The sequence below is a fragment of the Streptacidiphilus carbonis genome (assembly GCF_000787775.1).
GTDB lineage: Bacteria > Actinomycetota > Actinomycetes > Streptomycetales > Streptomycetaceae > Streptacidiphilus > Streptacidiphilus carbonis.
In genome coordinates, this window is sequence record NZ_BBPM01000005.1 from 20,824 (window position 1) to 46,569 (window position 25,746).

The 25,746-nt window shown below is 70.2% G+C and carries 22 protein-coding genes and 1 pseudogene; 12 read left to right on the forward strand and 11 right to left on the reverse strand.

The window, feature by feature from the left end; genetic code table 11:
• Positions 1–434 precede the first annotated feature (434 nt).
• On the forward strand, positions 435–1,202 hold the full coding sequence (locus TR46_RS05235; protein ID WP_042394315.1) for a maleylpyruvate isomerase family mycothiol-dependent enzyme: 768 nt from the start codon (positions 435–437) through the stop codon (positions 1,200–1,202).
• A 226-nt stretch (positions 1,203–1,428) separates the two neighbouring features.
• Here TR46_RS05235 and TR46_RS05240 read toward each other — a convergent pair whose 3' ends face one another.
• Complete coding sequence (locus tag TR46_RS05240) at positions 1,429–1,899, reverse strand: nuclear transport factor 2 family protein (RefSeq protein ID WP_042394318.1); 471 nt, start codon at positions 1,897–1,899, stop codon at positions 1,429–1,431.
• A 102-nt stretch (positions 1,900–2,001) separates the two neighbouring features.
• Here TR46_RS05240 and TR46_RS05245 point away from each other — a divergent pair, with 102 nt between their 5' ends.
• From TR46_RS05245 to TR46_RS05260, 4 genes are all read left to right on the forward strand, one after another.
• Positions 2,002–2,580 (forward strand): TetR/AcrR family transcriptional regulator, encoded by a 579-nt coding sequence (locus TR46_RS05245; protein ID WP_042394323.1) that lies wholly within the window; start codon positions 2,002–2,004, stop codon positions 2,578–2,580.
• A 124-nt stretch (positions 2,581–2,704) separates the two neighbouring features.
• Complete coding sequence (locus tag TR46_RS05250) at positions 2,705–3,733, forward strand: nitronate monooxygenase (RefSeq protein ID WP_042394325.1); 1,029 nt, start codon at positions 2,705–2,707, stop codon at positions 3,731–3,733.
• A gap of 431 nt (positions 3,734–4,164) precedes the next feature.
• Positions 4,165–4,749, forward strand: a complete 585-nt coding sequence (locus TR46_RS05255) for a hypothetical protein (RefSeq protein ID WP_042394327.1) — start codon at positions 4,165–4,167, stop codon at positions 4,747–4,749.
• Between the two features lie 10 nt (positions 4,750–4,759).
• Positions 4,760–7,045 (forward strand): FdhF/YdeP family oxidoreductase, encoded by a 2,286-nt coding sequence (locus TR46_RS05260; RefSeq protein ID WP_042394331.1) that lies wholly within the window; start codon positions 4,760–4,762, stop codon positions 7,043–7,045.
• Positions 7,046–7,268: 223 nt separating this feature from the next.
• Here TR46_RS05260 and TR46_RS37685 read toward each other — a convergent pair whose 3' ends face one another.
• The 6 genes and pseudogenes from TR46_RS37685 to TR46_RS05285 all read right to left on the reverse strand — a co-directional run bounded on the left by TR46_RS37685 (position 7,269) and on the right by TR46_RS05285 (position 10,966).
• Positions 7,269–7,793 (reverse strand): DUF2231 domain-containing protein, encoded by a 525-nt coding sequence (locus TR46_RS37685; protein ID WP_052432560.1) that lies wholly within the window; start codon positions 7,791–7,793, stop codon positions 7,269–7,271.
• Positions 7,794–8,063: 270 nt separating this feature from the next.
• On the reverse strand, positions 8,064–8,717 hold the full coding sequence (gene phoU / locus TR46_RS05270) for a phosphate signaling complex protein PhoU (RefSeq protein ID WP_042394334.1): 654 nt from the start codon (positions 8,715–8,717) through the stop codon (positions 8,064–8,066).
• Between the two features lie 366 nt (positions 8,718–9,083).
• On the reverse strand, positions 9,084–9,365 hold the full coding sequence (locus TR46_RS43020) for an MGMT family protein (RefSeq protein WP_169790632.1): 282 nt from the start codon (positions 9,363–9,365) through the stop codon (positions 9,084–9,086).
• A gap of 21 nt (positions 9,366–9,386) precedes the next feature.
• Positions 9,387–9,902 (reverse strand): annotated as a pseudogene (locus tag TR46_RS43025) (DUF488 domain-containing protein); the annotation flags it as partial.
• A 53-nt stretch (positions 9,903–9,955) separates the two neighbouring features.
• On the reverse strand, positions 9,956–10,174 hold the full coding sequence (locus TR46_RS05280; protein WP_042394337.1) for a hypervirulence associated TUDOR domain-containing protein: 219 nt from the start codon (positions 10,172–10,174) through the stop codon (positions 9,956–9,958).
• A gap of 252 nt (positions 10,175–10,426) precedes the next feature.
• The gene (locus TR46_RS05285) at positions 10,427–10,966 is read right to left on the reverse strand and encodes a hypothetical protein (protein ID WP_439654342.1); all 540 of its coding nucleotides are present in this window, start codon (positions 10,964–10,966) and stop codon (positions 10,427–10,429) included.
• A 547-nt stretch (positions 10,967–11,513) separates the two neighbouring features.
• Here TR46_RS05285 and TR46_RS05290 point away from each other — a divergent pair.
• Complete coding sequence (locus TR46_RS05290) at positions 11,514–14,006, forward strand: DEAD/DEAH box helicase (RefSeq protein WP_052432561.1); 2,493 nt, start codon at positions 11,514–11,516, stop codon at positions 14,004–14,006.
• A gap of 117 nt (positions 14,007–14,123) precedes the next feature.
• Here the strand turns inward: TR46_RS05290 and TR46_RS39095 are convergent, their stop codons facing one another.
• Positions 14,124–14,297 carry a CsbD family protein gene (locus TR46_RS39095; protein WP_084717956.1) on the reverse strand — a complete coding sequence of 58 codons (174 nt, stop codon included), beginning with the start codon at positions 14,295–14,297 and terminating at the stop codon, positions 14,124–14,126.
• 62 nt (positions 14,298–14,359) lie between these two features.
• Entirely contained in the window at positions 14,360–14,539 is a 180-nt protein-coding gene (locus TR46_RS05295; protein ID WP_084717958.1) for a hydrophobic protein, read from the reverse strand.
• A 258-nt stretch (positions 14,540–14,797) separates the two neighbouring features.
• Here TR46_RS05295 and TR46_RS05300 point away from each other — a divergent pair, with 258 nt between their 5' ends.
• On the forward strand, positions 14,798–15,172 hold the full coding sequence (locus TR46_RS05300) for a hypothetical protein (protein ID WP_052432562.1): 375 nt from the start codon (positions 14,798–14,800) through the stop codon (positions 15,170–15,172).
• A gap of 109 nt (positions 15,173–15,281) precedes the next feature.
• On the opposite strand, the gene TR46_RS05305 is transcribed toward TR46_RS05300, so the two are convergent.
• Positions 15,282–17,282 carry an RICIN domain-containing protein gene (locus tag TR46_RS05305; RefSeq protein ID WP_042394348.1) on the reverse strand — a complete coding sequence of 667 codons (2,001 nt, stop codon included), beginning with the start codon at positions 17,280–17,282 and terminating at the stop codon, positions 15,282–15,284.
• Positions 17,283–17,800: 518 nt separating this feature from the next.
• On the opposite strand from TR46_RS05305, the gene TR46_RS05310 reads away from it, so the two are divergent.
• The 5 genes from TR46_RS05310 to TR46_RS05330 all read left to right on the forward strand — a co-directional run bounded on the left by TR46_RS05310 (position 17,801) and on the right by TR46_RS05330 (position 24,781).
• Positions 17,801–18,799 (forward strand): LacI family DNA-binding transcriptional regulator, encoded by a 999-nt coding sequence (locus tag TR46_RS05310; RefSeq protein WP_042394350.1) that lies wholly within the window; start codon positions 17,801–17,803, stop codon positions 18,797–18,799.
• Between the two features lie 219 nt (positions 18,800–19,018).
• On the forward strand, positions 19,019–20,320 hold the full coding sequence (locus TR46_RS05315; protein ID WP_042394352.1) for an ABC transporter substrate-binding protein: 1,302 nt from the start codon (positions 19,019–19,021) through the stop codon (positions 20,318–20,320).
• 86 nt (positions 20,321–20,406) lie between these two features.
• Positions 20,407–21,291, forward strand: a complete 885-nt coding sequence (locus TR46_RS05320; RefSeq protein WP_042394356.1) for a carbohydrate ABC transporter permease — start codon at positions 20,407–20,409, stop codon at positions 21,289–21,291.
• Positions 21,292–21,296: 5 nt separating this feature from the next.
• Positions 21,297–22,193 (forward strand): carbohydrate ABC transporter permease, encoded by an 897-nt coding sequence (locus tag TR46_RS05325; RefSeq protein WP_042394359.1) that lies wholly within the window; start codon positions 21,297–21,299, stop codon positions 22,191–22,193.
• A complete protein-coding gene (locus TR46_RS05330; RefSeq protein WP_042394362.1) occupies positions 22,190–24,781 on the forward strand; it encodes an alpha-L-rhamnosidase in 2,592 nt (863 codons plus the stop codon). The genes TR46_RS05325 and TR46_RS05330 overlap by 4 nt, the downstream gene beginning before the upstream one ends.
• A 126-nt stretch (positions 24,782–24,907) precedes the next feature.
• Here TR46_RS05330 and TR46_RS05335 read toward each other — a convergent pair whose 3' ends face one another.
• Positions 24,908–25,690, reverse strand: a complete 783-nt coding sequence (locus TR46_RS05335) for an SDR family NAD(P)-dependent oxidoreductase (RefSeq protein WP_042394364.1) — start codon at positions 25,688–25,690, stop codon at positions 24,908–24,910.
• Positions 25,691–25,746 lie beyond the last annotated feature (56 nt).

The following is a 25,746-nucleotide window of genomic DNA, read 5'->3' on the forward strand; positions in this document are numbered from 1 at the left end:
ACGCCGGACCTGCCGCCCAGAAGGTGCAGCGCAAGCGAACGAGGCGGGCGGGTGAGCAGGGCGTGCGGGGTTGCCCTCTTTCCCTGATTGGTGACCGGCGAGACCCGCCGCAGCCTGCTGCAGTCCGGCGCCGCCTGTGCGGCGCTGACCGGCCGGCTGTACCAGGACGCCGGAGACCTGGCCGCAGCCGCGCTCTGGCGGGCCGTCACGGACGAGGCAGCGGAGCGGTCCAGCGGCGCACAGCTGCAGGGCTACGCCCTGGTCAACCACTCCTGCGTCCGCACCGGCCTGCCATGCGGATCGTCGAGACGCGCACCGGTCAGGACTGACGATGAGCCAGCTCGTCCTTCATTACAGTGGATCCAGCACACACGCGGTAGGCCGGAACGCACCTCACCCGACTCGAATCGAGCCGGCGACTGATCGGAACCCCTATGCCTGACCTGGATGCCTGGATCTCGGCAGTACGCAGCTCGCAGAACCACTTCGCCGCTCTGCTGGCACCACTCGACGCCGAGCAGGTGCAGCACCCGTCCTACGCCGACGACTGGTCCATCGCCCAGGTCGCCTCGCACCTGGGCAGCCAGTCCGAGATCTTCGACCTGGCCCTGGACGCGGGCCTGAACGGATCCCCGGCCCCGGGCATGGAGCAGTTCCAGCCCCTTTGGGACACCTGGAACAGCAGGTCCCCGCAGGACCAGGCGGCCGACAGCCTGAAGGCCAACGAGGCCTTCGTCTCCCGGGTCGAGGGCCTGTCCGGCGCCGACCGGGCCCGGTTCCGGGTGTCCCTGTTCGGACGGGACATCGACCTGGCCGGCCTGCTGGCCATGCGCCTGGGCGAGCACGCCCTGCACACCTGGGACATCGCCGTGGCCCTGGACTCCTCGGCCGTAGTGTCCCCCGACGCGGTCCGCCTGCTGATCGACGTACTGCCCGCCACCGCGGCACGGGCCGGCCGGGCCGCCGCCGAACCCCGTGTCCTCGCGGTCGAAACGGCCGACCCGCAGCGCCGGTTCACCCTCACCACCGGGCCCGACGTCGAACTCGCCTCCGCCTCGGGCACCGGGCCGGTGGACCTGGTCCTGCCGGCCGAGGAACTGCTGCGGCTCGTCTACGGGCGCCTGGACCCGGACCGGACCTCGGCGGAACTGCCGGGCCACGAGGTGGTCCCCGAACTGCTGCAGGTCTTCCCGGGCGTCTGACCCCGCCGCGGTCGTCTCGCCGCCCGCCCGCATCGCCCTACCGCCGAACGGTTGTGGCCGACCGCATAGGCGCCGCCCAGATCTCCCTGATCGGGCGAACGCGTCCGCCTTCTGTCGCCGTTCCGGCGATCTGGACGGCGGGCCCACTCGGATGGTCACAGCCTGGCGGGGCTGCGAGGTGGTCGACGTGGTGGATGTTTCGGTGACGGGGCGGCGACTGCGGGGCTCAGAGCCCGAGGTCGGACAGGCCTGGGTGGTCTTCGGGTCGGCGGCCCAGCGGCCAGTGGAACTTGCGCTCCTCCTCGGCGATGGGCAGGTCGTTGATGCTCGCGTGGCGCACGGCCATGAGACCGTTGTCGTCGAACTCCCAGTTCTCGTTGCCGTAGGCGCGGAACCACTGGCCGGAGTCGTCGTGGCACTCGTAGGCGAAGCGCACCGCGATGCGGTTGCCGTCGAATGCCCACAGTTCCTTGATGAGGCGGTAGTCCAGTTCCCGGTCCCACTTGCGGGTCAAGAACGCCACGATCTCAGTGCGGCCGGTGACGAACTCGGCGCGGTTTCGCCAGCGGGAGTCAGGCGTGTAGGCGAGGGCGACCTTCTCGGGATCGCGGGTGTTCCAGCCGTCCTCGGCCCGACGGACCTTGCTCACGGCGGTTTCCCGGGTGAACGGCGGGAAGGGCGGGCGCTGCTCAGACATGGTGCGCTCCTCTGGAAGGGCCGGCGAAGGTGAGAACGGCCGTTCTCGCCCTGCCGTTGATAGTATGAGAACGATGGTTCTCGCGCAAAGGGAGCAGAAACCTTGGACACCGACCTTGCACGCGAGCGCATCCTCGACGCCGCCGAAGACCTGTTCTACGCCCGAGGCATCCAGGCCGTCGGCATGGACGCGGTCCGCGACGCCGCGGGCGTGACGCTGCGCCGCATGTACCAGCTGTTCCCCTCCAAGGGCGACCTCGTCGAGGCATACCTGGCCCGCAGGGACGCCCGCTGGCTCGACAGCCTCGCCACCCACGTCGACACGGTCGGGCCGACCGCACAAGCCAGGGTGCTCGCCGTCTTCGACTGGCTGGAAGACTGGTTCGCCCGGCCCGACTTCCACGGGTGCGCGTTCATCAACTCCTTCGGCGAACTGGCCGGCACATCGCCCCAGGTCACCGCCGCCGCCCGCCACCACAAGGACGCGTTCCACGCCTACCTGCACCAGCTCACGACCGCAGCGGGAGCAACGGCGGCCACCGGCGCCCAGATCGCCCTGCTGGCCGAGGGAGCCATGACGACCGCCGCCATCTCCGGGACACCGGCACCGGCCCGCCACGCCAAGGCGGCCGCCCTGAACCTGCTCACGCTCGACGCACGTCCCGTCGCCTCCCCCGCCTAGCACCAGATGCGACCCTTGGCCCCGAACGCCCGCCCAGCGTGAGGGACGACCGGATGAAAGCCGCCAGGAAGGCAGCCCAGAACCTCGCCGGCCTGCGACAGCATGCCAACCACCAGGAGTTGTCGTGAGCAGCCTGCTGTCAGACCTCGGAGCGGATCTTCCCCTCCTCGCAGCGCCGATGGCCGGCGGACCGAGCACACCCGCCCTGGTCACCGCCGCCGCCCGCGCCGGCGGCCTCGGCTTCCTCGCCGGCGGCTACAAGACCGCCCAGGCCCTCGCCGGACAGATCCACACCCTGCGAGCCCAGGGTGTCCCGTTCGGCGTCAACCTCTTCGCGCCCAACCCGGTCGCGGTCTCCACCGAGGCCTACCGGCGCTACGCACAGGCCCTGCGGGCGGAGGCCGACCGCTACGGCCTCACCCTGCCCGAGCGGCCGATCCAGGACGACGACCACTGGACCGACAAGATCGACCTGCTGACTTCCGCGCCCGTCCCCTGGGTGTCCTTCACCTTCGGCATCCCCGACCGTGCCGTGATCCGCGCCCTGCGCACGACGGGCAGCACGGTCCTGCAGAGCGTCACCTCCCCCGAGGAGGCCCGCCAGGCGGCCGAAACCGGCGTCGACGCGCTCGTCGTGCAGGCAGCGGCCGGTGGCGGCCACTCGGCGACACTCACCCCCGCCACCCTGCCCGCGCCCATCGCGCTCACCGACCTCATCGCCACCGTCCGCCGCGCCGTCCCCCTGCCCGTCATCGCCACCGGCGGCATCACCACCTCCACCGACGTGACCTCCGCACTGGCCGCAGGCGCGGAAGCAGCCATGATCGGCACCGCCCTCCTGCGCGCCCACGAGAGCGGAGCCTCCGCCCCGCACAAAGCGGCCCTGGCCGACCCCGCCTTCGCCGGCACCATCGTCACCCGCGCCTTCACCGGACGACCCGCACGCGCCCTGCGCAACCACTTCACCGACCAGTACGACGCAATCGCCCCCGACGGCTATCCCGCCCTGCACCACCTCACCCGGCCCCTGCGCCAGGCCGCCACCGCGGCCGGCGACACCCGCCTGATCCACCTGTGGGCCGGAACCGGCCACCGCCAGGCGCAGGCCGAACCCGCCATAGACACCCTCACCCGACTCGCCGCCCGGCTCTGACCCCCTGTCGCCGTCACCGGAACGGGCACGCGGCAGGAGCGGGCCGCCAGCAGCCGTACCCAGCCACGGGACGTCCCGCAGCGCGCCGCGAGCGGGCGCCTCCGAGCGGCGGGCGGCCCGACCCGCAGGCACCAGTGCCGTTGACCCCGGACCGGGGCAACGTTGTCAGGGCCTCTGCAACGAGCAACAATTGTCCTGGGTAAAGAGTTGCGGAAGTTCGCTGCGCCTTCCCGGGAGGTGATCGATGACTCGCTCCCTCACCCGGCTCCATGAGGCCGGAGTGTCCGTGCGACTGGACTCCATCGGTCGCGACGGGTTGATCAGCGGCAGACTGGCCCGTCTCGTGGGCTCGCACCACGTGGGCGGGGCCCTCACCGATCCAACGGCCGGCCCGGTCGGACCGGCTCCCTTCCCTTCCTAGGAGGGCGACGATGCTTACGTTCGCCACCTCGGTCTATCCGCCGCTGGCCCTCGGCTTCTTCGGCCTGGGCACCGGCTACCTGATCTACGGCCCGCACGAGTTGTTCGGCTACCCGGGCAAGAGCGAGCGCAGCGACCGCGCGCTGGGAGTGTGGGGCGTGTGGATGCCCGGCTTCTGCCAGCTGCTCACCGGGCTGATCCTCTTCATCGGCCTGACCTGGTTCCAGGTCTTCGCCAAGTCCCCGCCGCTGTACATGGCCGCGCTGGCGTTCACCGCCTACGGCGTCCACTGGTTCGCCATCGGGATGAACCGGTACCGCGACAGCGACCCGCGCACCAACGCCGGGATGTCGGTGGCCTACATGGTCATCTCGGCCATAGGCGCGACGGTCTTCTTCAAGGTCGCGGACTGGCCCGTCGGCCTGCTGTTCGTCGGCCTCTTCGCGATCTACTTCAGCGACTTCTTCGCCTCCGTCGGCGTCGGTCTCGGGAAGCGGGCACTGGGCCTCTTCCACCTGGCCACCGGCGCCTGGCTGATGTACCTGACCTACGCGGTCGCCGTCAACTTCTCCCTCGGCTACCACTGGCGCGTGTAGGAGGCATCCCGTGGCTGAACACGACCGAACCGGCGAGGCGAGCGAACTGCGCACCGGTGATCCGAAGACGTCGAGCGTCGGCGTGCGCGGCATCACCGAGACCGTGAAGTACGCGCGGGAGGAGACGGGGCCGGTACGCGGACTGCGCACGCTGCTCGCCCTCAACCAGGTCGACGGGTTCGACTGCCCCAGCTGCGCCTGGGCCGACCCCCCGCCCGGGGAGCGCAAGCACGCGGAGTTCTGCGAGAACGGCGCCAAGGCCGTCGCCTGGGAGGCCACCCGCAAGCGCGTCGGCCGTGACTTCTTCGCCACCCACTCCGTCGCCCAACTGCGCGAGCGCGACGGCCACAGTCTGGAGGCCGAGGGCCGCCTGACCGAGCCGATGCACCTCGCGCCGGGGGCCACGCACTACACCCCGATCTCCTGGGACGACGCCCTGCGACTCACCGCCGACCGGCTGCGCGCCATGGACGATCCGAACCGGGCCGTCTTCTACACCAGCGGACGCACCAGCAACGAGGCCGCCTTCGCCTACCAACTGCTGGCCCGGCGCCTCGGCACCAACAACCTGCCCGACTGCTCGAACATGTGCCACGAGTCCAGCGGCGCGGCCCTGTCCGAGACCATCGGCGTGGGCAAGGGCGTGGTCACCCTGCAGGACATCACCGACCACGCCGAGCTGATCATGGTCGTCGGCCAGAACCCCGGCACCTGCCACCCGCGCATGCTGACCGCGTTGGAACAGGCCAAACGGCGCGGAGCGAAGATCATCGCCGTCAACCCGCTGCCCGAAGCCGGGTTCGGCCGGTTCCACAACCCGCAGAACGTGCGCGGCCTGGCCGGTCCCGGTACCCAGCTGACCGACCGCCACCTGCCGATCCGCGTCAACGGCGACCTCGCCTTCTTCGCCGGCCTCAACCGGGCCTTGCTGGCCGCGGAGGAAGCCGCCCCAGGCACCGTGTTCGACCACGACTTCATCGACCGCTACTGCGACGGGCTCGACGCGGCGGTCTCGGGGTGGCGCGGCCTGGACTGGGCGCGCATCGAGGAGCTCAGCGGCCTGACCCGGCGCGCGATCGAGCGCACCGCCGCCGACGTCATCGCTGCCGACAGCGTGATCGTCTGCTGGGCCATGGGCCTGACCCAGCACCGCAACGCCGTGCCGACCATCCGGGAGATCGTCAACTTCCTGCTGCTGCGCGGCAACATCGGCCGCCCGGGCGCCGGGCCCGCCCCGATCCGCGGCCACAGCAACGTCCAGGGCGACCGCACGGTGGGGATCTGGGAGAAGATGCCCGACGCCTTCCTGGACAAGCTCCGCGACGAGTTCGGCTTCGAGCCGCCCCGCGCCCACGGCCTCGACACCGTCGACTGCATCCGGGCCATGCGCGACGGCAGGATTGACGTCTTCTTCGCCCTCGGGGGCAACTTCGCCGCCGCAACCCCGGACACCGCCGTCACCGAGACCGCGCTGGCCAACTGCGCGCTGACCGTCCACGTCGCCACCAAGCTCAACCGCTCCCACCTGTGCCACGGCACCGAGGCACTGCTACTGCCCTGCCTGGGCCGCACCGAGCGCGACATCCAGGACGGCGGCGAACAGTTCGTCACCGTCGAGGACTCCATGGCGATGGTCCACGCCTCACGCGGGCGCCTGCTGCCCGGTTCGCCGCAGCTGCGCAGCGAGGTCGCGATCGTCACCGGCCTCGGCCGGGAGCTCTTCGGCGACGCGCTCGGCTGGAGCGAGATGGCTCGGGACTACTCCGTGATCCGCCGTCACATCGAGCACGTCGTCCCCGGCTTCCACGCCTACGAACAGCGCGTCGCCCAGCCCGGCGGGTTCATGCTGCCGCGCGGACCGCACGACGCGCGTACCTTCCCCACGGCCACGGGCAAGGCCCGGTTCACCGTCAACCCGGTCACCGCGGTCGAGGTCCCGGCGGGTCGGCTGCTGCTGACCACGGTCCGTTCCCACGATCAGTTCAACACCACCGTCTACGGCCTCGATGACCGCTACCGCGGCGTCACCGGCGGCCGCCGCGTCGTCTTCCTGAACGAGGACGACCTGCGCGAGCTGGACCTCCACGACGGCGACCTGGTCGACCTGGTCAGCGACTACCCGGACGGCGAACGCCGCGCGCCCAGCTTCCGCGCCACCCGCTACCCCACTCCGCGCGGCTGCGCCGCGACCTATTTCCCGGAGGCCAATGTGCTGGTCCCGCTCGACTCGACGGCGGAGACCAGCAATACGCCGAACACCAAGTCCGTGATCGTCCGCCTCGAACCCGCCCGCTGAGCTGAGGAAGGAGGCCCAGCGGGGACTACCGGCAGCCGACCGCCGTCGCCCCCGACTCGCGACCGCCTCGGAATGCCTTCCGGCCTCTCCGGACAACCGCTGCGGCCGACTGCCGTGCGCACGGCCCTGTGGCGGCACCGAGGCGCAGCCCAGGACTGGGCTCGGCGTCGCCCGCGCCGTGACGCGTGCGAACCCGCAGCGGTCGGTCGCCCGCTTCGCCGCGTCAGGCCGCTCGGTTGTGGTGGATGTGCAGGGGTGCCGGGGCGTTCTGCACCGCGAGCTCGTCTCGCTGCTGCTCCGGGGTGAGCTCGACGCCGATGTGGTAGGTCTGGACGAGCATCCAGCCGAGGAACCCGGCGCCGATCGTGCACACGACGCCCGCTGCGGCGAGACCCAACCCCAACGCGGCACCGCGCGGCGGCCCGTTCCAGTGCCCGGCGTAGAACCCGAGGCTGATCGCGAACAGGGCCAGCGCGACGACGTTGAGACCCGCGTGCGCGAGCCCGACCGTCTTGGCCGCGGACGAGCGCGGGATCCCGAGCAACCAGTCGGCGAAGCCGGGAAGCGCCGCCAACAGCGCGCCCCCGACGCCGGCGATATTCATCACGATCGCGAAGTTCAGCCAGAACTGCTGACCGTTCGCGGCGTACACCGCGAAACCCACCAACGTGCCGGTGTAACCCGCCACGGGGTAGCCGATCAGCATCGGATGGACCGGATGGCCCCCAAGCGTGACCTTGCTGTACATGGCAACCTCCGTTCGGAGACTTCCTCAAGCGTCCAACCGCCCACAGCACCACGCAACCGGACCCCATCAGCGCCGCCGGCATCGCGTGCCGGTCACCCGGACAACGACGGGCGGCCTACAGCCCGCCGCCCCCGGTGACCAGCACCACCAGCGTCCGCCGGCCCCCTCGACGCAGCCGCAGCGCCGCCGCACGGCGAGTACTACGCGGTGGTCGCCTGGCCGGTCGGAGTCGAAGGGCAACAATGAGTTGCTGAGGCCCGCTGAGCTGAGTCACTCGTCGGCGGGCTCGTACTCGCCCGTGACCAGGTAGACGACGCGCCTGGCGACGGAGACGGCGTGGTCGGCGAACCGTTCGTAGAAGCGTCCGGCCAGGGTGACGTCGACGGCGGCTTCGACGCTGTGGGGCCAGCGGTCGTCCAGCAGGCGGCGGAAGAGGGCGCGGTGCAGGTCGTCCATGGCGTCGTCGTCGCCCTCCAGTTCCAGGGCCGCGCCGATGTCGCGGGTGGCGATGACGTCGGCGGCCTTGGCCATCAGGCGCTGCGCGACGTGTCCCATCTCCAGCACCGTGGCGCGCAGTTCGCTCGGCACCGCGTCGTCGGGGTAGCGGCGCCGTGCCAGTTTGGCCACGTTCACGGCCAGGTCGCCGGAGCGCTCCAGGTCGGCGCTGATCCGCAGCGCGGTCACCGCGGCGCGGAGTTCGGTGGCAACCGGCTGCTGGCGGGCCAGGACCGCGATGGTGCGGTCCTCGAGGTCGCGCTGCAACTGGTCGAGCTTTTCGTCAGAGGCGATGACGCGTTCGGCGAGTTGCAGGTCGGGATCCAGCAGTGCGGTCGTGGCGCGGCCGATCGCCGAGTCGGCGAGTCTCGCCATCCGTTCCAGCCCGTCGGTGATCGCTGCGAGCTCTTCGCGGTACGCGTCGCGCATTGCTCTCCATTCCTCTGGCGGAAGCCCTCGTCTGCGGGGTCGTCCTCACAGGGATACACCACCGGGATGAACTTAACCCGGGCCGCACTCACATGGCTGGCGGGCCACCCGGTGGGCAACGGGGTCCGGCGGCTCTGCCTGCGGTCCCGCCGCCATCGCGCGCACACTGGAGAAGCGGCGACCGGACCGCCCGAATCGGGCCCTGCGCGGCGACCGGGTGGGGAGGAGCAGATGGCCGAGGGGCACGCTGCAGCCCGGCGCAGCCACCGCATCCCCGGATCCGTACGCGTCTGAGCACCTTCGCCGCCGGCCGGACCGCGACACCGGCTCGTCTCTCCGACGGCATCGACGCAGCCCGTCGGCGGCTCACTTCGCGGGGTGCCGTGCGCGCTGCATGTCCACCCGCGTGCCTCGCATCGGTGTCCCCTCGGCCCGCAGAAGCTCAGGCGCCCTCCCGCCGTGGCAGGAGGCGGGCGTGCCGTCGCCATGGACCACGCGCCACCAGGGGACGCCGTCATCGAGCTGACCCATCGCCCCTCCCACCTGCCGCGGCCCCGCTGAGATCCGCTCGCCGATGTCGCCGTAGGACGCGACGCACCCGGCGGGGATTGCCAGGACCTGCTCGCGGACCTCCTCGACCAGGCCCATGCCCGCCCCCTGGGACTGAGCCGGGTAGACGAGGTGCCCGTCCTGCACCTCGGCGTGCTCGTTCAGCACCGCAGGCGTGACCCTGGTGGGCGAGAGGATGTGCGAGACCTGGCGGCCCGCGACGAGCAGCGCATCAGCGATGAGCCTGCGGTGGCAGCGCCACGGCACCGCCTCGCTGCACATGATCACGGGGCGCCCTTCGTCGGCGAGTGCCAGGAGTTCGGCGAGGCCGGCGGCGAAGTCGGGGGTGGCCATGTAGTCGGCGTAGTCACGGAACGCCTTCACCCTCCAGGCTCCGTTCACGCTCGGCACGTCCTTGGGGGTGTGCCGGCGGCCGCCCAGTTGCGCGATCCACCGGTAGCCGACGTCTCCGGGAAGCGCGTCGATGACGGCCTGCTGGTTCCACTGCGGATACTTCCTCGACGAGGGGAACGAGCGGACGTCGACCAGGTGCGTGATCCCGTTGGCGCGCAGCAGGGCCAGTGCGTCGTCGAAGTCGCGTGTCGAGTGCCCCACCGTGAAGATGCGGTCGTCCATGCCTGCCCCGCCCTACTGCGACCAGCCGGCCCGAGGTTGCCGCGCGTGAACGGCTAGCCGCTCCTCGGGATCTTCGTCAGCGCCCCGCCCTTGTGAAGGGCGATGTGGTCACTCTTGTCGCTCTTGATCTCGTACTGCGGGTCGTCCTCGGTGCAGTGGTGCACATGGCCCTTCCAGTCCACGTCGCGGGTGTGCTTCTTGACGATGACGCCCTGAACGGATCCGGCTTCGGAGTTCCACCGGACATGGTCGCCCACCGAGAATCGTGTCACCGTCCCTCACCCCATCCGTCGCCCATGCCTACCCGGTGCCCGTCATGCCGGGCCCGGACCGTGCGAACAAGCGGACGTCGTCGGCCTTGACTTCCCAGTATGGCCCGGCAACCGACGCTTGTCCGCGCACCACGGCACCGTCCGTGGGCCGGAGGACGCCGACGTGCCACGGGCAGCGAAGGCAGCCCCCCGGCCGGGATGGGCGGGTCCGTCGGCGCGGGGTGCAGCGGATGGCCCGGGATGCGCGGGTCGTCAGTCGGCCGGGCCGGCGGTGTCGCTGCCGGTCGGCTTGAGGCCGAGCTTGGCCTCAGCGCTCTGCCAGTCGGTGGCGATCGCCTGCTGGGCGGCCGCCAGGGTGACCTGGTGCTTGCACACCGCGGTGTGCAGCCGGTTCTCCACCGCGTCCTTCGGGTTGTTCGGCCCGGCCCCGGCCTTGTGGTCCGGCGAGGGAGGCTCCACCCACAGATTGCGCGGATCGTTCGGGTCCCCGCCCAACTGCAGGCTGATCAGGTGGTCGTACTCCGCGTCGTGCAGCGCCCCGGTGTAGCCGTAGGACTTCGCGTTCGCCGCCTTCTCCTTGTCCGTGATCCCCACCGGCGGACGGATCGTGGAGGTGTAACCGCCCTTGCGGCATATCGTGGTAGCAAGGGTGGCCTGCGTGACGGCCGGCGACAGCGCACCGGGCGTGCACCTGGGGTCGGGCAGCGGCTGCCCGTGGTCGTCCCCGTAGCGGCACGAACCCGCCGCCGGCTGCACCTGTACCGTGTACGTCTTCTGCGGACCCGACCCCATCGGTACCGCCCCTGTTCCTGCGTCACCGGACCCCGGCCGCGAGGTCGGTGACGCCGCGTCACCCGACCCGGCGGACCCGGCGTGCGAGCAACCGGACAGGACAGCACACACCACCGCGACAGCGGCCACACCTGTACGACGCACCAGGACTCCCCCGGGCAGGACAGCAATACCCAATACCCTGGAACAATACCGGCATCCAGGCGGGAAGTTTGACAGACCGCCACATCACCCCAGCAACCAGGAGACCCACCCCAGCCGCGCCCAGCCAGTGGCACTGAGGGCAACCGGCTCCGGCGGACCACTCCCCCGCACGGGCACCGCGCCCATGCCCCGATAGAGGTGCGTGCGGCGCGGGCAGTGGTAGTGGCAGCGCCCGCAGCGGGCGAGCGCCTGGTGGTGCCTTCGCCGGCGGGACCAGCGGAGCCGTTGCCGGCCCACCAAGGCTGAGCAGCTAGGATCGTCGGTAGGCTGACATACCGCCGCTGACCGCTCGCCTACTGACGCCGGACCGGCATGTCGCACGTGCCGGGGAGGGAATCGCGCGGTGGAGCTTCGGGACTACCAGGTCGAACCGGTGTCGGATGTCATCCGGGAGTTGACGCTGCAACCTGGCCGAGCCATGCCGCCGGACGGACTGCGGGCCCAGCTCATCGCCTCCCCCGGGACGGGGAAGACGATGATGGCGGCGTTCGTGGGCATGCGGATCGCGCCCAGGCATCCCGTTCTGGTGGAGGTGCCGACGCTCGATCTGCTGGGCCAGACGATCGAGACCTGGCGCGCCGCGGGGCGGGGTGGGCGAATGTACGCGGTGTGCTCCATGGCGGACCACGAGCCCGCCGCCGGGGTACTGTGCACCACCAGCTCCGAGCGGCTGGCCTACTGGCTCTCCCAGGTCCCGGACGGGGAGCCGGTGACGGTCTTCGGGACCTACGCCAGCCTGCCCACCGTCCTCGGAGTCCACAGCGGCGACTTCACCCCCTACGGCATCGCCCCGGCCCGGCCCTGGGCGCTGGTGGTCGTCGACGAGGCCCACAGGACCAGCGGCGCGGCGTCGAAGCCGTGGGCGGCGGTGCACGACAACCGGGCGCTGCCCGCTGTGGCCCGGCTCTACATGACCGCCACGCCGCGGGTGTGGAACGTCCCGCAGACCCTGGACACCGGCTCGGTGAGCGAGGAGCCGGAGCCTGGCTCCGCGTTGCGGGCGCTGCCCAGGGAACTGGCGATGTCCATGGACGACGAGGCCGTGTTCGGGAAGGTGGCGAACAGGTCGCTGACCCTGGCGCGCTGCCAGGACCTCGGGATCCTGGCGCGGTTTCAGCTCGTGGCCCTGGAGATCGCGGACCCGGTCCTGCACGCCATGCTGGAGGGCGACCAGGACTCGGCAGCCGAGGCGCGGCTGGCCGCTGTGCAGGTGGCGGTCCTGAAGGCCGTCGAGAGCCAGGGCCTGCAGAAGGTCATCACGTTCCACAACCGCATCGCCGAGGCGCAGGTCTTCGCTTCCACTCTTGCGAGCCGCGTCCACACCGACGACGGTCTTCGAGAAGCGTTCCCCCACGGGGTCTGGGCGCACTGGCTGTCCGGGGAGCACACGGGCCGTCACCGCCGCCGGGTGCTGGACGAGTTCGACCACGACCGGCCCGGCGGCCTGGAGCGTCCCGCCGTGCTGGCCAACAGCAAGGTCCTCACCGAGGGACTGGACACCCGGTCGGACTGCGTGGTGTTCACCAGTTCCAAGGGCAGCCTGGTCGACCTGATCCAGGCCATCGGCCGCGCCCTGCGCCAGCAGCCCGGTGCGGGCAAGGTCGCCTCCATCCTGGTGCCCACCGTCGTGGCCAGGGCCGCGACGGACTCGATCGAGCACGCCGCCACCACCAGCGACCTGCTGGCGGACCCCGGATTCGCGCCCCTGTTCGACATCCTCCAGGGGCTGCGCGCCTACGACAGCGCCCTCATCGAAGGCCTCGCCGTACCCCAACGACGCTCACGCACCCAGCAGGCCGACCCCTGGCGCGAGGACGACCAACCGGACCAGGAGCAGCCCGACAAAGCCGGGGAGGCGGGGCCGGCGGCGCCCCGCCTGGTGCTGGAGTTCGCCGGCGGCCTCCACTCGGCCGCCGAGGTGGCAGCCGCGATCCGGCTGCGGGTACTCAGCCCCGAGGCCCAGAGCTGGCTGCGGGGCTACGCGGCGGCCCGGCACTGGCACGCCATCCATGGCAACCTCGCGGTCCCGACCAACGCCACCGAGCCCGGATCGGACTTTCCACTGGGCCGGTGGGTCACCTCCCAGCGGGCCGCCTACGCGGCCGACGAACTGCTGCCCTCACGGGTGGAACGGCTCAACGACCTGGACATGCTGTGGTCCGCGCACGAGGCGGCATGGGACGCCGGCCTGGCCGCCGCCCGCGGCTACGCCGCCACCCATGCCGCGGGTCTGGCCTGCCCCACAGCCGCACTGTTCGACGGGCACAAGGTGGGCCGGTGGCTCGCCGAACAGCGGGCCGCCGCCGGCGCCGGGACCCTGACCCAGGCACGGACCGCGCAACTGGAGGGCATCGACCCCTGGTGGAACCCGCCCTGGCCCATCCCCTGGCAGCGCAGCTTCCGCATCGCCCTGGCCCACGTCGAGAACGGCGGCACCCTCGCCGACCTCCTGGACATGCCCGAAGGCACGAAAATGTCCGGCGAGGACATCGGCACCTGGGCCCGGCAGCAGACGGCCCAGTGGCACCAGCTCCAGGAGCAGCGCCAGGAAATGCTCGGCTGGATCGGCTACACCGCGCCGGAGCAGCCCGTGGCGCCGACGGCGGCCCCGCGCAGCCAGACCGACCGGTTCAACGCCGCACTGGCGGCAGCCACTGCCTGGGCAGCCGAGCACGGCGGCACCATCGCCGATGTGAAGCGCAAGGACGTGCAGCCCATGCCCGACACCGAGAAGCCCCTCGCCCTAGGGGTGTGGATCATGAACATGAGACAACGGGCTGTCAAGCTCAGCACCGAGCAGCGCGCCGCCCTGGACGCCCTCGGCATGCGCTGGTGAACGACGGATAGCAGCTGGGTGCGCACCAGGCGATCGTCCTGCCGGGCTCGCATCCGAATGCGCTTGTGGGGGCCACCCGAGATCGGGTGGCCCCCACAGTCCGCTTCCGGCAGGCGGTCAGTCCTTCAGCGCGTCCTTGGCCTTCTCGACAGCCTGCTTGGCGTCGCCCTTGACCTGGTCGGCCTTGCCTTCGGCCTGCAGACGCTCGTTGCCCACGGCCTTGCCCGCTGACTCCTTCGCCTTGCCCTTGAGCTTGTCCGCGGTGTTCGCTGCCTTGTCGTCGGCGCCCATCGTCGTCTCCTTCGTCGTGGTGGGACAGAGTGCCTCGCTGATGAAACGTCAATTGCTACTGACTACCAGCGGTACCAGCGTCCGCGAGGTCCGCCTGTTCCAGCTCCGCGGAACACGAAGCCCAGTGCCCATACGACCAGCACGATGACGGCGATCCACCACAGAATATGAACCGCGAAGCCCGCGCCGCCCAGGATCAGGGCGAGCAGCAGAACCAAGAGAAGTGCACCCATAGTTATCATCCTCCTGACCAGCGCATGCCCCCGAACCGGTGACCCATGCCAGCGGCCGATGGCACTTCTGGGTGCCGGCGGAGTGGCGGGCCGGCGCTGCGCGTCGGCGAGGATCAAGACGTCGCTGGGGTCGGGCGGAATTGACCCGCTGGCGAAACACCTACCGCCCAGAATCCCCTCCGGGCGCACCCGCCAGGGGCGATACCTTGCCGCCATGTGCATTTCGACAGGCGACGCCCTGACCAGTTCTCCGACCACAGCATTGCCGTGTGCTGCTTCGACAACGCCGACGTGCAACTGGCCAAGCCTCTGCTGCTCTGGTACCCGCCCCTCGAACCGGACCGACTGACCCTGCCGGCCCTGGACAGCCACACCGGAGGGGTGCCGGACCTCGCCACCGAGGTGCCCGTGGACCACTGGGTCCTTCTCTCCACCGACCAGGCCCCCTCCGAGTGGGGCGCCCCTGTCGACTACCCGAAGGACATGCGCCACGGCCTGCGGACCTTCCTTCCGACCAGCGTCGTGGGCAGGTACTACGGCCCAGGTCACGCTCTGCTCAACGGAGATTTCGCCATCGGCCACCACGAACTTCTCGCCGGCGACCTCGACCGGATCACCCGTGTCCAGCCGAACGCCCGCTGAGAAGCAGGATGCCGGCACCCGATGCTCCAGGAACTCGCCAGGGCGGGCCGCCCGGCCGACTCCTGGTGTCCGGGGTGTGCTCCGGGCACCAGGAGGTCGGACGACGGTCTCAGTCGATCTTGGTGATGGTCCAGAGCTGGGAGGAGGCCGAGGCGGTGGCCTCCTGGTCCAGGAGCGCGCCGTCGCCGGTCGAGGCCGCGACCACGTTCAGGGCCAGCCCGGAGGCCCGGTTGACCACCTGGTAGTGTCCCGCGCCGGTGTCGGTCAGGGTCCACTGCTGGGTGGTGGCGCCGGAGGCAGGCTTCTGGACGACTGCGCTCCCGCTGGTTGCAGCGCCGTTGGAGTCGAGCAGGTCGCCCGAGGAGACGTCGGTGATGGTCCAGTAGGAGCCCACCTGGGTGAAGGTCCAGTACTGGTCGGGGTGGTTGACGTCGCGGTACTGGTCGGCCTGGGTTCCGTTGCCGGCGCCTGCCACTTCCGCGTACTTGCCGCTGTTCTCGTTGGCGATCACGAACTGGCCGGTGCTGAGGTCGGGGGCGGTGGTCTGGGTCAGGTTCCAGCGCTGGTCGGGGGCGGAGGTCAGGGCGGCCTGGGTGACCTGTTCGCCGGTCGACGTCTGTCCGTTGGCGTCGGTGGCCATCGTCAGCGCCAGGTCGCTGCGGCGGTTGGTGACGGTGTAGCCGCCGGCCGGTGACGGTTCGACTGACCAGTCCTGTTCCGCCCCGCCGGTGGTGGTCCACTGGATGGCGCCCGTACCCGGGTTCAGGGAGCCGCCGGGCACGGCCAGGTACTTGCCGCTGAAGGTGTTCAGGATGCGGTAGTAGCCGTTGCTCTGGAGCAGGAACTGCCAGTTGTGGTCCGGCGTGCCGTTGTCGGCCGCCTGCACGACCGGGGCGCCCGAACTGCTGGTTGGTATGCCCAGGACCTGGGAGCTGAGCACGTTCTGGATTTTGTAGCCCGCGCCGGTGGAGATGCCGCCGCCGTAGTCGTCGATGCCGTACGTCACCTGGTTGGTGCCGTTGGTGGTCAGCGTGCCGCCTCGGGTGACCAGCAGGCTCTTGCCGTCGGCGAGCGGGAGCAGGCCGCGGCTGTAGCCCGCGACGGTGTTGGAGAACATCCGGACCCAGGTCGTCCCGTAGTCGGTGCTCTCGTACAGCTGCTGGTCGCTGTAGGCCTGGACCACGATCGTGCCGTCCGGTCCACCGGTCGGCAGCCAGGTCACGTAGGGGTCGCCGTCGGGCTTGTGGTTGTCGGTGGTGACCAGTTGGACGCCGGTCGCCGAACCGAAGGCCTCGGGACTGGCGGCGATCTTGTAGTAGACGGGGCAGCCACCGGTGGGGGCGTTGCAGTACTCGTAGGTGAGGATGTACTGGCCGTTGCCCAGGCGGGCGACGATGGCCATGCCGGGGCGGGCGCTGTAGGCCGGGTAGGCGACGTCGTCGACCTCGGTGGACCAGTTCACACCGTCGGTGGTGGTGAAGTGGCTCAGCTTCTGGCCGTGGGCGGGGTCGCGCTGGTCCGAGATCCAGGCGATGAGCTTGTTGTCGGCCACCAGGAAGTACGGCTCCCAGACCGGTGTCTGGCCGTTGACGTCGACTGCGGAGCCGCCGGTGGCGATGGAGCTGGCGAAGCTCCAGGTGACGCCGCCGTCGGTGCTGGCATACATGTCGATCTTCGTCTTGGAGTTGTCCGACGGGATCGAGTCGCCGGCCGCGATGATCGTGCCGGCCGGATAGGACCCGATCGCCTGCGGGAGCTCGTAGAGCACTGGTTCGAGCTGGATGTTGTTCCAGCTGTTCACCTGGTCGTGGATGGTGGAGATCTGGGTCCAGGTGCCGCCGGAGTCCGTGCTGCGGTACACCGGCATGTCGTCGCCGGAGTACTGCTCGAAGGAGGCCAGCAGGGTGCCGTTGGCGTCCGTGCTGTGCTGGAGCCTGATGGCGTGCGCGTAGAGCGAGCCGTAGGAGGGAGCGCCGCTGGGCGGTGTCCACATCACGCCGCCGGTGTAGGTGACGGCGTTCGCCGGCTGGGTCGGGGCCGCGAGCGCGAGCAGCGCTGCGGTGGCGCCCAGGGCGGCGGCTCTGACCCGGGCGTTTCGCTTGCTGTGCATGGTTGGAACTCCCTCGCCTGTGAGAGAAGGGGAACGGGCGCGCCGGTGGCAGCCGTCGGGGATACCGGACGGCGGTGGAAGGGCGCGTGGGGGTGGTGAAATCAGCCGCTGCAGCGGGGTACGGGGTGGCACACTGATTGATGCGCTTCAATCTGTGAGGCGATGCGAGACTGGCATGGCACCGGGTCGGCGTCAAGAGACTGCGCATACGTCCGCATTCGTCGGGGCGGCTCCGGGCCCGCGGGTCGGTCCGGCGCCGTGGCACCGGCCGGCGGCGCGATGTCCCTTGTTCCGCGTACGGAGCGGCCCCAGTGCTCCTACCTGCACCGGCTGTTCGCCGGTCCGCGGTCGGCCCGAAAGTCGTCGCGCCTGATGATTAGAGCGCTTTAACCGGGATCATGTATGGTTCCGACTGCAGTTGGGCCACAGCTGTCGTATGCAGGACCGAACGATCCCGGAGGGCCAGGAGCACCGTGGCGACCCCACGTCCGCGAACACAGGGGCATGCCGGTCCGAGCATGCAGGATGTCGCCGCGACCGCCGGCGTCTCGCTCGGCACCGTTTCCAACGTGCTCAACCACCCGGCCAAGGTCAGTCCGGCGACGACCCAGCGGGTCCGCGACGCCATAGCCGCACTCGGCTTCGTACGCAACGACGCGGCCCGGTCCCTGGCCTCCGGGTCGAACAGCAGCGTCGGGATGGTCCTTGCCGATGTCGAGAACTCACTGTTCATCGACATGGCCTACGGCGCCCAGGAGGCAGCCCGCGCCGAGGGCCTGAAGCTTCTGCTGGCCAACGCCGTCTGTGACATGCAGTTCCAGGACGAGTACCTCGACCTGTTCGACGAGTCGCGGGTGACCGGGGTCCTGCTGGCTCCCATGCAGGACTCCAGCGCGGGCATCGCCCGGATGCGCGCCCACGGGCGGCAGATCGTGCTGCTCAACTACGCACCCAGGCCCGGTACGTGCTGCTCGGTGCTGGTGAACAACGAGAACGTCGGCTATCTGGCGGCTCGGCACCTGATCGATGCGGGGTGCACCAGGCTCGCCTATGTCAGCGCCCACGGTGACTACCAGCCCGTGCAGGACCGGCGCAGGGGGGTGCGGGCAGCGGTGGAGGAGGCCGGTCCGGGCGTCTCCCTGGAGGAGATCGACAGCGGCGGACTGACCACCGCGCACGGGCACGGGACCGGTCGGAAGCTGGCGCGGCGCTCCGCCGACGCGCTGCCGGACGGGCTGGTGGCGGTCACCGACGAGTTGGCCGTGGGCATCATCCACGAGCTGCACACCGTCGCGGGCATCAGTGTTCCCGGGCAGGTGGCGGTGGTGGGGTGCGAGAACAATCGCACCGCAGGCTCGGCCGACGTGCCGCTCACCGTGGTGGACTCCCCCGGCCGACTCATGGGCCAGGCGGCGATGCGCCTGCTGCTGGAGGAGGTCTCGGCGGGCGACCGGCATCGGCACGCCACCGTCGTGCTCGAGCCCGAACTTGTGGTCCGGTCGAGCACACCTCGCTGACCGGACGCGTTCCAGCACCGGACGCGCGCCCTCGACCGGACCTCTTCTGAGCAGGCACGTTCCATGCAGCCGTGGCACCCGGCAGGGTTCGCCACGGCTTTCGCACGCCTTGGCGACGATGCGGAAACATTCATGAATCGCCCTTGACATCCCAATGAAGCGGGACATAGGTTCCGGACATCATTTGAAGCGCTTCAAAGCGCTGGCAGAGGAGTGACCGTGCACCTGCCCCCCAAGTCCCGCCTGTTCGCTTCCCTTGCGACCGCGACCACTGCGACCCTGCTGCTCGCCGCCTGTGGCGGTACCGGCGCCGCAAGCAGCGGCGAGGCCAAGGACTTCAGCCTCACCATCAACGACGACAACCACATCGTCCAGCAGGAACTCACCACGCTGAGCACCGGCGCCTGCAAGAGCCAGAACCAGGCCCTGCCGCTGAAGATCCAGACGCTTCCCATCGGCGACGTGGACCAGAAGGTGCAGCTGCTGGCCGGCCAGGACGCCCTGCCGGTGCAGTTCGCCGCCGGCAGCACCCCGCAGCTGACCAAGACCCTCGACAAGGGCGGCCAGGTACAGGACCTGGAGAAGTCCCTGAAGGACCTCGGCGTCTGGGACGACATCCAGCCCGCCGCGGCCAAGACCGTGGAGAACCTCTACGGCAAGTTCAATGTGATGCCGTATCAGTTCAACATCGAGGGCATCTGGTTCAACAAGAAGCTCTTCGCCCAGCACGGCATCACCGTTCCGCAGACCTACGACCAGCTGGTCGCGGCCGCCGCGAAGCTGAAAGGCGCCGGCGTGGTCCCGTTCTCCGCCTCCGGCAAGGCCGGCTGGCCGATCACCCGCCTGGTCAGCGGCTACCTCTACCGCGAGCTGGGGCCGGACGCGCTGCAGGCGGTCGCGGACGGCAAGGCGAAGCTGACCGACCCGGCCTACGTCAAGGCCGCCCAGGCCGTCGCGGACCTCGGCAAGGCAGGGGACTTCGGCGCCGGGGTCGAGTCGATCGACTACGACACCTCGGTGCAGCAGTTCCTCACCGGCAAGGCCGCCATGTTCTACATGGGCAGCTGGGAACTCGGCGACTTCAACGACGCCACCAAGGACCTGATCGGCGCCGCGAACATCGGCTTCATGCCCTTCCCGACGGTTGCCGGCGGCAAGGGCAGCGCCGACCAGATCCCCGCCAACGTCGGCCTGCCGGTCGCCGTCTCCGCCAAGTCGTACAACACCAAGGTCGGCGACTGGCTGTCCTGCGTCGCCAAGAACTACGGCGCCTCCTCCCTGAAGAACCAGGGCACCATCTCCGGCTTCAAGGCCAACGGCGACACCGGCACCCTGCCCCCGCTCACGCAGATGGTCCAGAACACCATCGACAAGACCACCACCAGCACCCTGTGGTTCGAGGCCCTGTTCAACACCAAGGCCACCGAGACCAGCCAGACCAACGCCGCGTCCCTGGTGACCGGCACGCTCTCGGCGCAGGACTTCATGCAGAAGGTCCAGAGCGACCTCGCCAACGGCTGACCGACCGGACCACCGGTTGCCTCCGGGCCCGCGCGTTCCCGCCCGATCCCATCCGATCCCATCCGATCCCATCCGAAAGAGCCGACATGCGTTCCGTTCTGGGAGACCGCCGAGCCATAGCCGTCCTGCTCGGACCGGCGCTGCTCCTGTACACCCTGGTGATGCTGGTCCCGATGGGCTGGTCGCTGGGCTACACCTTCTTCACCGGCAATGTGATCGAGGGCTTCAGCTTCGACGGGCTCGGCAACTTCACCAAGCTGTGGCAGGACCCGCAGGCGCGCTCCGCACTGCGGGTCACTCTGGAGTACGGAGCCGCGGTCACCGTCGCGCAGGTGCTGTGCGGGTACCTGCTCGCACTGCTCTATGTCTTCGTGCTGCGCAAGTCCTCCGCCTTCGTGCGGACGCTGGTGTTCTTCCCGGTGATCCTGCCGACCGTGGCCGTCGCGCTGATGTTCCAGAAGCTGTTCGCCATCGCCCCGCAGAAAGGCCTGGCCGGCATCGCCTTCGAGGCGCTCGGCCTGCACCACGGCGACTGGTTCGCCAGCGGCGCCGGCGCCTTCTTCGTGATCGTACTGATGGACGTGTGGCGCTCCATGGGCTTCTACGGCGTGCTCATCTACGCGGGACTGCTGGACATCCCCGAGGAGACCCTGGAGTCCGCCCGTCTGGACGGCGCCACCGGATGGCGGCTGATCCGCCACATCGTCCTGCCGCTGTCCTGGCCGGTGGTGCTGTCCTCGCTCGTGTTCAGCATCAACGGCACCCTCAAGGTGTTCGACTCGGTTCTCGCCCTGACCAACGGCGGCCCGGGCAGCGACACCACCCCCCTGACGCTCTACATGTTCCGCACCGCCTTCTCCTACGGCGACTACGGGTACGGCAGCACCATCGCACTGCTGCTCACCGTGGTCTGCCTCGGCGTCACCCTGCTGATCTTCCGCTTCTCGCGCCGCGACCCGACCAAGGGCTGAACCCCATGACCGACACCCTGACGGCCCCGGCGCGCGGACAGCGCACCGAGCCGGGCCCCGCCCCCGCCCGACGCCGCCGGTATGCGCGCCATCTCACCCGGAACCTGCTGGTCACGCTGCTGGTCCTGGTCGAAGCGGCCCCGCTGGCCTGGATGCTGCTCAGCTCCTTCAAGACCCAGGCCGAGTTCGTCAACGATCCGGCCTGGTCCCTGCCCGCGCACTGGGGCTTCGGCAACTACACCGACGCCTGGACCAACGGCCACATCGGGCTCTACATCCGCAACAGCCTGCTGGCCACGGTCCCCTCGCTCGCGCTGATCATCCTGCTCGGCGTCGCCGCGGGCTTCGCACTGGAGGTGATGATCTGGCGCGGCCGCCACCAGGTCCTGCTGGTCTTCCTGATCGGCATCATGGTGCCCAGCCAGATGATCCTGCTGCCGCTGTTCCGGATCTACTTCCAGGCCGGCCTGTCGGGCACACTGCTGCCGCTGATCATCACCTACACCGCGACCGGCCTGCCCCTGACCGTCTTCATGATGGCCACCTACTTCCGGGCCATCCCCCGCGAGGTCTTCGAGGCCGCCACCATCGACGGAGCCACCATCCTGCAGGCCTTCTGGCGCATCGGCTTCCCCCTGGTCCGCAACGCCGTCTTCACCGTCGCACTCGTGCAGTTCTTCTTCATCTGGAACGACCTGCTCATCGCCATGACCTTCACCAACGACGACAGCCTGCGCACCGTCCAGGTCGGCCTGCTCAACTTCACCGGCCAGTACGGCGAAACCTCCTACGGACCGCTCTTCGCCGCCATCAGCATCAACGTCCTCGGGGCGCTCGGACTCTACCTGGCCATCAACCAGCGCATCATCAAGGGCCTGACCGCCGGGGCGGTGAAGGGGTGACCCGCACGCCCGCCCCGCTCGTCGCCCCGCCCACCACCGAACACCACCGCAGCCCGCTCGGCATCGGCGAGCCCGCACCCCGGCTCTCCTGGAAGTCCACCGCGCCCCCCGGCTGGCGCCAGCAGGCCTACCGCATCGCCGTCGAACGTGAGGGCCGACTGCTGTACAGCGACTGGATCCAGTCCGAGGACTCCGTCCTGGTCCCCTGGCCGTTCCCGCCGCTGACCTCGCGCGAGACCGCGCAGGTGCGCGTCCGGGTGCGCGGCGCCGACCGGCAAGCCGGCCCCTGGAGCCCGCCGCTGCGCCTGGAGGCCGGACTGCTGGATCCCTCCGACTGGACCGCCGCGGCCATCGCCCCGGCGTGGCCCGAGGATCGCCACGCCCTCAGGCGTCCACCCCTACTGCGCAAGGAATTTGAAGTACCGTCAGGGATACGTCGGGCCCGGCTGTACGTCACCGCCCACGGCCTGTACGAGATCGAGGTCAACGGCCGCCGTGTGGGCGACCAGACCCTGGCCCCCGGCTGGACCAGCTACCACCACCGTCTTCGCTACCAGACCCTCGACGTCACCGAGCACCTGCAGACCGGCGCCAACGCCCTGGGTGCCTGGTTGGCCGACGGCTGGTACTGCGGTCGGCTCGGATTCCACGGCGGCCACGCCAACCTGTACGGCGACCGGCTGGCCCTGCTCGCCCAGTTGGAGATCCTGCACGACGACGGCACCCTCACCACCGTGGGCACCGACCCGACGTGGCTGGCCGGCCACGGTCCGATCCTCGCCTCCGGACTCCTGGACGGCGAGACCCACGACGCCCGCAGGGAACTGTCCGGCTGGTCCGCCCCCGGATTCGACGACACCGACTGGCAGCTGGTCGACACCGTGCCACGGGACCCCGCGACCCTGGTCGCGCCCACCGGTCCCCCCGTCCGATGCACCCAGGAACTTCGTCCGCTCCAGGTGACCGCGCTCGACGGCGACCGGCTCCTGCTGGACTTCGGACAGAACCTGGTCGGCCGGCTGCGGATCACCGTCGAGGGGCCCGAAGGGCATCGGGTCGTGATCCGCCACGCCGAGGTCCTCCAGGACGGCGAACTGTGCGTGCGCCCGCTGCGCGGCGCCCGCTCGACCGACACCTACATCCTGCGCGGCAACGGGCCCGAGACCTGGGAACCCCGTTTCACCCTCCACGGCTTCCGCTACGCCGAAATCACCGGATGGCGCGGCGGCGACCCCGCGCACCAGGTCACGGCCCGGGTCCAGCACACCGACATGGCCCGCACCGGCTGGTTCGCCTGCTCCAACGAGCAGGTCAACCAGCTGCACGAGAACATCGTCTGGAGCCTGCGGGGCAACTTCGTCGACATCCCCACCGACTGCCCGCAGCGCGACGAACGGCTCGGCTGGACCGGAGACATCCAGATCTTCGCGCCCACAGCCGCCTTTCTCTACGACTGCCACGGCCTGCTCACCTCCTGGCTGCGCGACGTGGCCGCCGAACAGCACCAGGACGGCACCGTCCCCTGGTACGTCCCCGCCATCCCCGGCGGCGAGCAGTGGACGCCGGCCCGACCCGGCGCCGGCTGGGCCGACGTCGTCACCCTCACCCCTTGGGACCTGCACCAGGACTCCGGCGACACCGGACTGCTCGCCGACCAGTACGACAGCGCCCGCCGCTGGGTCGACCTCGTCACCACCCTCGCTGACCCTTCCGGCCGTTGGGACCGCGGCTACCAGCTCGGCGACTGGCTCGACCCCACCGCACCCCCCGAGGACCCGGGCGCCGGGCGCACCGACCGCCATCTGATCGCCACCGCCTACTACGCCCGGTCCGCGCACCGCCTCGCCCAGAACGCCCACGTGCTGGGCAAGGAGGAGGACCGGGCCCGATACCAGCAGCTCGCCGATCGGGTACGCAACGCCTTCATCGACGCCTACGTGCGGCCCGACGGCTCGATGACCAGTGACACCCAGACCGCCTACGCCATCGCCCTCCAGTTCGACCTGCTCCCCGACCAGGCGGCTCGCCGAAGGGCCGGACAGCGGCTGGCCGAACTGGTCACCGAAGCCGGCCACACCATCCGGACCGGCTTCATCGGCACCCCGCTGCTGGCCCCCGCACTGACCGCCACCGACCACACCGACGACGCCTACGCCCTGCTGCTGCAACAGGACTGCCCCTCCTGGCTCTACGCCCTCAAGCACGACGCCACCACCGTCTGGGAACGCTGGGACAGCATGCTCCCCGACGGGCGGATCAACCCCGGGGACATGACCTCCTTCAACCACTACGCCCTGGGAGCCATCGCCCACTGGCTCCACACCACCGTCGCCGGACTCAACCCGGCAGCCCCCGGCTACCGCGAGATCCTCTTCCGCCCCCGCCCCGGCGGCGGCCTCACCTGGGCCCAGGCCACCCACGAATCCCCCTACGGAAGCGTGTCCATCCGCTGGGAAGGAAGCGGCGACGCCCTGACGGTGCTCACCACTGTGCCCACCGGCACCACCGCGCGTATCCAGTGGCCCGACAACACGATCACAACTCTGTCCAGTGGGACGAACAACACCGCATGGAGCAACACCAATTGACGGCTCGCCGGGCACGCGCGCGGCGGGCTCACGCCAAGGCGGACGGGGCCCGCTCCCGTCCGCCTTCATCCCCTGCACGGCCCGTGCTCCAGCCCGCCGAGGGGGCCTCGCCGGCGGCAGCAAGACCTAGACAGCCTTGAGCTGCCCGCCGTCGATGACGTAGTCCGCGCCCATGACGCTGGAGGTGACACCGGACAGCAGCAGGGTGATGAGGGTCGCGACCTCCTTGGGCTCGACGAAGCGGCCCGAGGTGATGCCGAGGGCAGCGGGCGCCTGTTCGATGAAGGTGGGGATGTCCATGCCGAAGACGGCCGCGACCTTCCCGCCGAAGTTCTCCGGGCTGTCGTAGATGGAGCTGCGCACGAAGCCCGGGGACACCGTGTTGACCCGGACGCCCTGGGGGCCGAACTCCTCGGCCAGGGTCTTGCCGAGCGCGGTGAGAGCGGCCTTCGAGGAGGCGTAGGCGACGGGGCCGAGACCCGGCAGGTGGGCGACGACCGAGGACACGTTGACGATCGCGCCCTTGCGCTCGACGATGCTGGGCAGGGCTGCGCGGGTGACCCGGACGGTGCTGAGCAGATTGATGTCGAAGATCGACGTCCACTGCTCGTCGTCGGTGTCGAGGAAACCCTTGACGTCGAGGTCGTCGCCGCCGCCGACGTTGTTGACCAGCAGGTCGATGCCGCCCAGCTCCGCGATGGCCGCGTCGACGAGGGTGCGCGCGCCCTCGGCGGTGCTCAGGTCGGCGCTCACGGTGACGGCGCCGGTCTCCTTCAGCTCACTGGTGATCGTGCGGGCGGCGCCCAGGACACGGACGCCTTCGGCGGTCAGCGCCTGGACGGTGGCCAGGCCGATGCCACGGCTGGCTCCGGTGACGACAACGGTCTTGCCGGCGAGGTCGAGGTTCATGACTCATCCTTTTCTTGAACTCTAGGTACAAAATTGGGGTGCGGTGCTGCCCGAGT